At 73.3% G+C, this 8,227-nt stretch carries 10 protein-coding genes; 1 reads left to right on the forward strand and 9 read right to left on the reverse strand.

Annotated elements, in window-relative coordinates:
* Positions 1–24 precede the first annotated feature (24 nt).
* The 6 genes from AB0B66_RS31160 to AB0B66_RS31185 form a co-directional block, all read right to left on the reverse strand.
* Positions 25–549, reverse strand: coding sequence for a PadR family transcriptional regulator (locus AB0B66_RS31160; RefSeq protein WP_155385145.1), 525 nt, complete (start codon positions 547–549; stop codon positions 25–27).
* A 96-nt stretch (positions 550–645) separates the two neighbouring features.
* On the reverse strand, positions 646–969 hold the full coding sequence (locus AB0B66_RS31165; RefSeq protein WP_360536684.1) for a plasmid stabilization protein: 324 nt from the start codon (positions 967–969) through the stop codon (positions 646–648).
* Positions 970–1,070: 101 nt separating this feature from the next.
* The gene (locus AB0B66_RS31170; RefSeq protein WP_360536686.1) at positions 1,071–1,490 is read right to left on the reverse strand and encodes a TIGR03668 family PPOX class F420-dependent oxidoreductase; all 420 of its coding nucleotides are present in this window, start codon (positions 1,488–1,490) and stop codon (positions 1,071–1,073) included.
* Complete coding sequence (locus tag AB0B66_RS31175) at positions 1,487–2,317, reverse strand: LLM class F420-dependent oxidoreductase (protein WP_360536688.1); 831 nt, start codon at positions 2,315–2,317, stop codon at positions 1,487–1,489. Before AB0B66_RS31175 ends, AB0B66_RS31170 begins: the two co-directional genes overlap by 4 nt.
* Positions 2,318–2,889: 572 nt before the next feature.
* Entirely contained in the window at positions 2,890–3,858 is a 969-nt protein-coding gene (locus AB0B66_RS31180; RefSeq protein ID WP_360536690.1) for a 2-dehydropantoate 2-reductase N-terminal domain-containing protein, read from the reverse strand.
* A 181-nt stretch (positions 3,859–4,039) separates the two neighbouring features.
* A complete protein-coding gene (locus tag AB0B66_RS31185) occupies positions 4,040–4,276 on the reverse strand; it encodes a hypothetical protein (RefSeq protein ID WP_203693740.1) in 237 nt (78 codons plus the stop codon).
* 158 nt (positions 4,277–4,434) lie between these two features.
* On the opposite strand from AB0B66_RS31185, the gene AB0B66_RS31190 reads away from it, so the two are divergent.
* Positions 4,435–5,349, forward strand: coding sequence for an NmrA family NAD(P)-binding protein (locus AB0B66_RS31190; protein ID WP_360536692.1), 915 nt, complete (start codon positions 4,435–4,437; stop codon positions 5,347–5,349).
* Between the two features lie 24 nt (positions 5,350–5,373).
* On the opposite strand, the gene AB0B66_RS31195 is transcribed toward AB0B66_RS31190, so the two are convergent.
* From AB0B66_RS31195 to AB0B66_RS31205, 3 genes are read right to left on the reverse strand one after another with little or no spacing between them, the layout of a single operon-like run.
* Complete coding sequence (locus tag AB0B66_RS31195; RefSeq protein WP_360536694.1) at positions 5,374–5,616, reverse strand: hypothetical protein; 243 nt, start codon at positions 5,614–5,616, stop codon at positions 5,374–5,376.
* A gap of 27 nt (positions 5,617–5,643) precedes the next feature.
* Positions 5,644–6,582 carry an NAD(P)-dependent oxidoreductase gene (locus tag AB0B66_RS31200; protein WP_360536696.1) on the reverse strand — a complete coding sequence of 313 codons (939 nt, stop codon included), beginning with the start codon at positions 6,580–6,582 and terminating at the stop codon, positions 5,644–5,646.
* Entirely contained in the window at positions 6,579–8,117 is a 1,539-nt protein-coding gene (locus AB0B66_RS31205; protein WP_360536698.1) for a class I adenylate-forming enzyme family protein, read from the reverse strand. Before AB0B66_RS31205 ends, AB0B66_RS31200 begins: the two co-directional genes overlap by 4 nt.
* Positions 8,118–8,227 lie beyond the last annotated feature (110 nt).

An 8,227-nucleotide genomic window follows, 5' to 3' on the forward strand; every position in this document is an offset into this window, starting at 1 on the left:
TCTCCTTGCGGGGGTGGTCCGGGGTCACGGGCGGACTCGGGCGGCCAGCTCGTTGAGCCGGGCGGCGGTCAGTTCGAGCCAGCGCAGGTCGGCTTCGAGGTGGAACAGGGCGTGGTCGCAGATGAGCTGCTCGGCGAGGTCGCCGCCGGTCTTGCGGCGGGTCACCTCGCGCATCAGGCGCAGGTGCTCGGTGCGCTGCACGTCGAGGATCTCGTCGGCGGGGCGGCCGGTCATCAGCGCGAGGACGACCTTGGTGTAGAGGACGCTCTGCAGGTAGGGCTCGGGCTTCTCGGGCTGGCTGAGCCACGTCTGCACGTCGGTGATGCCGGCGTCGGTGACCGCGTAGCGCTTGCGCTCGGGACCCTCCCCCGGCTCCAGGCCGTCGACGACGACCAGGCCGTTCTTGAGCAGGCGGGACAGCGTGGCGTAGACCTGGCCGTGGTGCAGGGGGCGGCCGGGTGAGAAGCGCTCGTCGTAGGCGCGTTTGAGGTCGTACCCGTGTCGGGGCTTGCCCTCGAGCAGGCCGAGGAATGAGTGACCGATCGACATGCCGAGGACTGTACACCACACGTATACATCGTGTGTATACGTGTGGTGCCTACAGCAGCTTACGTCGTTGACGCCGCATCTGCCCAGGTCAACGCACTACCGGCGGAGCGCGTGCTCCAGCTGGGCCTTGGTCATCGAGGAGCGGCCCTTGATGTTGCGCCGCCGCGCCTCCTCGTAGAGCTCGTCGCGGCTGAGCTCACCGGAGACCGGCACGGGCGGCATGGACAGCATCCGGCCGGAGTTGATCTCCTTCTTCGCGCGGGCCCTGGCCCGCTTGGCCTCCATCGCCAGGATCTCTTCGGTGCCCGGCACCCGGGTCGCCTTCGCCTCCGCCTCGCCGATCCTGCGCTCCCGGTCGCGGACCGCCGAGGTCACGTGCTTGCGCCGGCGGTTGCGTTTCTCGTCCGGGTCCTGCGGCATGACGTTCCCCTTCCGCACGGGCCACCGGCGTCGGGCCGGGGCCGAGGCACTCACCTCGACCATCGTCGCGCGAACCGCGGCCGCCGTGGCCGCGAACGCCGCTACTGAGGCCCGCCGGACGCGCTCCATTCGATCCACGCCAAGACGGTGACGGCCAGCACCGGCCCCGGTGGCGGCTGTGTCGCGTACTGCGGATAACGCTCCGTCAGCAGGGCGAGCGCCACCGCGGACTCGGGGTCGTCGGGGGTCAGCACGCGGGCGGTCCCGTCGGCACGGACCCACCACAGCGCCGACCAGTCGTCGTCGTAGTGGTCGGCGAGCAGGCACACCCGCGGGTCGGCGGCGATGTTCGCCAGCCTGCGCAGGGCGAGGGTGCGTTTGGGCTTGCGGTCCACGGCGCTGTACACGGTGTCGCCGACCAGCGCGAACACCACCGGCACCAGGTGCGGCGCGCCGGACGGGCCGACTGTCGCGAGCCGGGCGACCCGCGCGGTCGCGAATCGCTCCCGGGCGGTGCTCACCCCTTGGTGTACGTGCCGACCGCGCGCTCCCACTCCTCCAGCCCGCGCTGGACTACCCCCTCCGGGCCTGACGGCAGCCAGTGCATGGCCCGGTGCACCCCGGCCTCGGCCAGCCGCTCCAGCACGGCCGGGTCGGCGGGCACGGACATCAGCTGCACCTGGACCGGCCGCTCGGCGCGGGCGCGCAGTTCGGCGACGCGCTCCAGCACGTCGGCGTCCTCGCCCCAGTTCGGCATCCAGCCGTCGGCGAAGGCCAGCACCCGGTCGAGCACCGTCGGCCCGGTGCCGCCGACCAGGATCGGCGGGTGCGGCCACTGCGCGGGTTTCGGGTACGACCAGATCCGGTCGAAGTTCACGTACTCGCCGGAGTAGCTGGCCTCGTGCCGGGCCCAGATCTCCTTCATCGCCTCGACCCGCTCGGCCAGGACCGCCATGCGTTTCTTCGGGTCGGTGCCGTGGTTGCGCATCTCCTCGCGGTTCCAGCCCGCCCCCACCCCGAACTCGAACCGGCCGCCGGACAGGTGGTCGACGCTGGCCACGGCCTTCGCCGTGTGAATCGGGTCGCGCTGGATGACCAGGCAGATGCCGCTGCCCACGCGCAGCCGCGAGGTCGCCGCGGCGGCCGCCGTCAACGCCACGAACAGGTCGTAGCAGTGCCAGTACTTGGGCGGCATCTCACCGCCCGGGTACGGGCTCTCCCGGCTCGCGGGGATGTGGCTGTGCTCGGCGAAGAACAGCGCGTTCTGGCCGCGGTCCTCGACGAGCCGGGCCACCTCGCCCGGGCTCATGCCGTCATGGGTCGGGAAGTAACCGACGCCGAACTCCATATCGTGCCCCCGTCCGTGCCGCCGCCCCGCCAGCATATGCACTTATATGGGAGGTATCCGGTATATCGAGCGTCCACCATCGCACCGGGCGCGTCGGGGACTCCGGCGCGTCCGCGCACCTGTGCGAGGTGCGCGGCGTGATCGCGATGTCGACGGCGGCCGCCGAGGGCCGCAAGGTTCGGCATGGCCGTCATGGCTGCTGCGGTCCCCGGCGCCGCTGAGGGACGCACCAGGGTGTTCATCATCGCCTACGTGATCGTGCGGCTGCTCGGCTCGCAGGCCTGGACCCGGACCGGCCGCCGCTGCTGTTCCTCACCGCGGCCGGCATCACGGCGGTGGCCGCGGCGCTGGGCCTGCTCGCGACGCTGACCGAGGGCGAGCACCACTAGGTTCCGGCGGGAGTCAGGGTCATGCTCTGCCTCGGTGTCGCGGCCTACTACGTCTCGGCCGTGGTCGGCGAGGCGCTGCGCGGCACCCGCGACGGGTCCTGGCTGCGCCGGTTGCGGCTGGGGGACCATCGATCCGGTCGGCGACGAGGATCCGGCGCCCGGTGCGGACCCGAGGCTGCCGGCCTAGGCGTCCGCCGGCAGCGTCGCCAGCCACTGCTCCGTCGGCAGCGACGCCGGCGGCCGCCCCTCGCGGGCGAACAGGTTCGCCCAGCGGCGTGCGTTCTCGTTGTACGGCGCGGTGAGCCCGTGCAGGCGGGCCACCAGCACGATCTCGCCGCTGAGGTAGTCGGCCTCGATGTGGCCGGTGCCCCGGGCCAGGCTCTGCCACGACGAGCCGCCGCCGCGCGAGTCGGCGACCGCGGCCTTGAGGATGCCGGCCCGGCGCTCGTTGTCCTCGCCCTCGGGGGTGTACGCGATCCCGGCCGCGTCCAGCACCGCCTCCGCCTCGGCCCGGATCCGCCCGACGATCTCCCGCACACCGTCGGCCCGCCCGCACACGGCGTCGACCGCGTTGCCGACATTGCGCAGCAGCTTGCCGTATTTCCAGCGCATGATGTCCGGGCGCGGCACGCTCTCGTATCCGGCCTTGCGCAATGCCGCGGCGATCGACTCCGCGGTCGCGTCGACGCCGGACGGGAAGCGGCCGACGTCGAGCAGGCCCGGGACGGGGTGGCAGTCGGCGCGGACCACGCCGGGCGTCAGGTGGGTCGTCGGCGACATGACGCAGATGCCGTACACGTGCTCGAAGGCGCGCAGCGCCTGCCGCTCGTTGTCGACGCCGTTCTGCAGGCACACGACGGGTGTGGCGGCGGGCGCGTACACGGCCAGTTCGCGCAGCGCCGCCTCGGTGTCCTGGCCCTTCACGCCGAGCAGCACGACGTCGCCGTCGCGCCACTCGATCTCCCGCGGCCCCGCGACGGCCGGCACGGCCATGGTGCGCGAGCCGGTGGCGTCCTCGAGGGTCAGCCCGCGCTCGCGGATCGCGGTCAGATGAGCGCCCCGGGCGATGAGGACCACCTGCTGGCCGGAGAGATGAAGGTACGCGCCGAGCACGCCGCCGACCGCGCCTGCCCCGTAAACGATGAACCGCATCCGGCCAACCTACCCAGGTGGCACCGGCTCGCGGCTCTCACCCTGCGCGTCGAGGCCGCGATCCGGCAGAACCAGTCCTGGTGGCTGCCAGACGACAACTTGCTGCGCCGGTTTACATCTTTTTTGATGTGGCCACATCAAAAAAGATGTAAACCGGCGCAGGCACACACGTCCTGGCGGCTCACTCCGCTGGGTGACCGCCGTCGCCTTCGACGATGATGTCCATCTCGCCGTCCTGGGTGAGGTCGACCATGGTGACGTCAGGCTGCCCGTCGCCGTTGGTGTCCGACTGGAACAGGTCGGCCTTGCCGTCGCCGTCGGTGTCGATCGCCCACAGGTCGGGCTGCCCGTCGCCGTTGGTGTCGAGCGCGAGGATCTCGTCGTGGCCGTCGCCGCGGGTCTGCACAGTCTCACTCATGCCGGCCCCGATACCCCGACATGGCCCCGTTATGCCTGGCGATCCTGCGAGCGGTCTCGGGAAAGTTCCCGGGTATGCGGCCCCACCTTCGCGGGGGGCAAGGCGTCAAAGTCTAGGGGTGCCCGGATCGCGCACCCGGACCCGACGGCGGGGGCGACATGATCACAGACGACAGGACCGTGCTGGTGATCGGGGCGACCGGGCAGCAGGGCGGCGCGGCGGCCAGGGCTCTGCTGGCGCGCGGCTGGAACGTGCGGGCCTTCGTCCGAGATCCGGGCACTCCCGCGGCTCGCAGGCTGGCGGCGGCCGGGGCCAGGCTCGTCGTGGGCGACCTCGACGAGCCGGTGTCGGTGGGGGCGGCGATGACCGGGGCGGACGGCGCCTTCCTCGCGCTGCCGATGATGGACGGGCCGCTGGTCACCGCCGAGGGCATGGCCGCGGAGCGGCGGCGGGGCCGCTCGGCGGTCGAGCAGGCGGACCGGGCCGGGATCGGGCACCTGGTGTACAGCTCGGTGTTCGGGGCCGACAGCGGCACCGACGTCTCGTTCTACGACAGCAAGGCGGCGATCGAGGCCCGCATCCGCGAAGTGGGGGTGCCCGCGACGGTGCTGCGGCCGGTGACCTTCATGGAGACCTTCACGACGCTGACGCGCCCGGCGATCGCGGGGGGCGAGGTGATCCTGCCGCTGGCACTGCATCCGCAGACCCCCTTGCCATTGATCGCGGCTCGCGACGTCGGGGAGTTCGCGGCGATCGCGTTCGAAGACCCGTACCGTCAGCTTGGCGCGATCTTGGAGATCGCCGGGGACGTGCGCACCGGGCCGGAGATGGCGGCCGCGTTCGGTCGGGCCGCGGGCCTGCCCGGCCGATTCGCCCGGCTGCCTGCCGAGAACCTGCGCGCCTTCGACCCGGAGCTGGCCAGGATGTTCGCCTGGATCGACTCCCGGCCGGCAGTGCCCAAGCCCGACGCGCTGTTCGACCTGCACCCGGACCTGATGACCCTGGAGACGTGGATCGGCACGACCACCGCGTGGCGCGGCGGCCACCTGCCGTTCGGCGGCTGGGTGGCCTGACCCGCCGCCGAAGAACATGGCAGGTCAGTGGCCGCTCAAGCCGTCCCCGCCATGCACACTCGAGTCACCGAAGTTGTTGCCGGAGCCCTTCCCCCGCAGGCCCGAACGCCCGAGCCGGCTGCTCTCGCGGGACGCCGCACGCACCGCCCGGCGCGCGGCCTCCATCGGCGTACGCGGTCGGCGCCGACGCGACACCACGAACACGGCGGCCACGGCGACGCACACCGGCACCGCGATGGCGATCAGCACAAGAATCCCCCGGTCCATGACGGCACCGTAGGAGGACGGCGCAAACTACCAGTCGGCCGCGCCGGTGAACGACGTCGGCCCGGGGCGGTAGCCGAGCGCCTCGCGGGCGGCGGTGATGTCCAGCGTGCGCTCGACGGCGAGGTGGCTGATCGCGTACCGGGTCAGGCGTGGTGGGCGTGGGGAACGGGCCAGCCGGTAGAGCCCTTCCACGACGGTGGCCAGTGGCCACACGGCCGCGAGCGGCAGGTACACCGGTCGGGCGGTGATGGCGCGGGCGGCGAGGATGGCGCGCAACGCGTCGTCGAGGACGACGGGTGCGGCGTCGGTGACGTTGAAGACGCCCCGGTCCACCGGCCCGCGGGCGGCGAGCGAGCACGCCTGTACGAGGTTGCCGATCGAGGTGAGGCTGATCGGCTGCCGCCCGTCGCCGACCGCGGGCAGCCGTCGGCCGCGTACCGCGGCCAGGACCCGGGGCAGCAGAGTGGTGTCGCCGGGTCCGTAGACGGCGTGCGGCCGCAGCACGATCGCGGGGCGGTTCGTCACAGCGGCGAGCACGACCCGCTCGGCCTGCGCCTTGGACTCGCCGTAGGCGTTGAGGTACCGGCCCGCCGGGGCCTGGTCCTCGGTCGCCATGACCGTCGGCCGCCGAGGGTCGTACACGCTGGCGGTGCTGACGTGCACGAACCGCGCGTCGGGCCAGGTGGCGAGGGCATTGCTGGTCCCGTCGACGTTGACGGCGAAGAACTCCCGGCGCGGTCCCCAGTCGGAGACGGTGCCCGCGCAGTGCACCACCGCGTCGGCGTCGGGCGGGTCGGCCAGCGGCCCGCCGGTCAGGTCCCACTGCCGGTAGGCGGCCGCGCCGAGGTGGCCGGGCGCGAGTGCGAGGCGGCGGCCGAAGCCGACGACGTCATGGCCGGCGGCGGACAGCGCGCGGCAGACCGCGCCGCCGACGAAGCCGGACGCGCCGGTCACCGCGATCCTCACCGCGTCACCGGGTCCGGCGTGGTCACCAGGTCGCGCAGCGCCGCCCGGTCGATCTTGTGGGCGCGGCCGGTGCGGGGCAGGCGCGGCAGCACGACGATGTCGTCGGGCAGCGCTTCGTGGTCGACGATCCCGCGCAGCTCGCGGCGCAGCCGGGCGGGCAGCGCGGCGGCCTGGTCCGGGCGGTCGGCGACGATGGCGAGCACCACCCGCTCGTCGCCGTGCTCAGGATCCGGCACGCCGACGTACGCGGCCTCGGCGACGCCGGGCAGGGCCGATACCGCCGGTTCGTAGAGTCCTGGATAGAGGTTGAACGAGCCGCGGATGAGCATGTCCTTCTTGCGGCCGAGCAGCACCAGGCGGCCTGCGGCGTCGAGGCGGGCCAGGTCGCCGGTCGGCAGCCAGGGCGACGGCGGCTCGCCGAGGTAGCCGGGGCTGCGGTTCGGCCCGGCCAGCAGCAGTTCGCCGTCGGCGGCCAGCGCGGTCCGGACGCCGGGCAGGGGTGTGCCGAGCAGATCGCCGGGGTGTCCGTGCTCGACGTGGGCGATCTTGTCGGCGGCCGTGGCGACGGCGACGGGCAGCATCTCGGTCATCGCGTACACCGACAGCACCTCGGCGTGCGGGGCGGCAGCGACCGCCCGGCGCAGCACCCCGGCGGGCGCGGGCGCGGAGCCGAGCAGGATGTGCCGCAGGCCCGGCGGCAGCGGTCCCGGGTCGGTGTCGAGGACCTCGGCCAGCCGCACCGGCACGCAGTAGGTGTGGGTCGCCTGCCGCTGCCGCAGGTGCTCGCGGAACAGGGCCGCCGAGCCCGTCAGCGGCGGCAGCGACCAGCGCGCCCCCGAGGCGAGCGTGGGCAGGCCGAGCATCAGCTGGTCGGTGTGCACGACGTCGCCGGGGCCGAGCGGCACCCGCTCGCGCAGCAGCCCGAGCGCCGCCGACAGCGACGCCCCGGTGTGCACCACGGCCCGAGGGTGGGCGGTGGTGCCCGAGGTGAAGATGACTGCGGCCGGAGCATCGGGGTCGGTGGGCGCATCCGGCTCAGCCGGCAGTGCGGTGAGCAGCTTGTTCAGCGCGAGCGCACCGGGCGGCACGCCGGGCAGCCATCGTCCGGTGTAGACGTGGTCGGCCACGTCCAGCGCGGACAGGTTCGGCAAGAGCAGGCCCCGGCGGCGGGCGTAGGCGCGCACCGGGCCGAGCCGGCTCGCCGCGTACAGCAGCGATTCGGCGGCCGACCAGCGTGGGCGGGCCAGCCGCATGCGGGCGGTGAACATCTCCGGTCCCGCGCCCGGGTCGGCGAAGATCACGCAGCCGCCGGCGGCGACCACGGCGATGGCCAGGACCAGCGACTCCGGCGACGGGCGCACCGAGAACAGCACCCCGTCGCCGAGGCGCAGGCCGTGCTCGCGCAGGCCGTGGCGCGCCGACAGCACCTGCCGGCGCAACTCGCCGTAGGTGAGTTCCGCGCCGTCGCCCGCGACCAGCGCCACCGCCGACGGGGTCCGCCATGCCTGCCCCAACACCTCCTCGACCAGGCTCACCCGTTCACCGCCGAGGCTCCGAGGCCGCTGCGCAGTTTCGGGGCAACAGCAGCCAACGGACCCGGCCATGCGGGAGGTTACCCCAAAAAGCAGGGGGGGGTTGGCGAGAG

The organism is Catellatospora sp. NPDC049111 (assembly GCF_040648615.1).
GTDB lineage: Bacteria > Actinomycetota > Actinomycetes > Mycobacteriales > Micromonosporaceae > Catellatospora > Catellatospora aurea.

Coding starts and splice junctions, on each gene's coding strand:
- AB0B66_RS31160 (WP_155385145.1), bottom strand. CDS start 549: ATGTCGATCGGTCACTCATTCCTCGGCCTGCTCGAGGGCAAGCCCCGA.
- AB0B66_RS31165 (WP_360536684.1), bottom strand. CDS start 969: ATGCCGCAGGACCCGGACGAGAAACGCAACCGCCGGCGCAAGCACGTG.
- AB0B66_RS31175 (WP_360536688.1), bottom strand. CDS start 2,317: ATGGAGTTCGGCGTCGGTTACTTCCCGACCCATGACGGCATGAGCCCG.
- AB0B66_RS31180 (WP_360536690.1), bottom strand. CDS start 3,858: ATGCGGTTCATCGTTTACGGGGCAGGCGCGGTCGGCGGCGTGCTCGGC.
- AB0B66_RS31185 (WP_203693740.1), bottom strand. CDS start 4,276: ATGAGTGAGACTGTGCAGACCCGCGGCGACGGCCACGACGAGATCCTC.
- AB0B66_RS31190 (WP_360536692.1), top strand. CDS start 4,435: ATGATCACAGACGACAGGACCGTGCTGGTGATCGGGGCGACCGGGCAG.
- AB0B66_RS31195 (WP_360536694.1), bottom strand. CDS start 5,616: ATGGACCGGGGGATTCTTGTGCTGATCGCCATCGCGGTGCCGGTGTGC.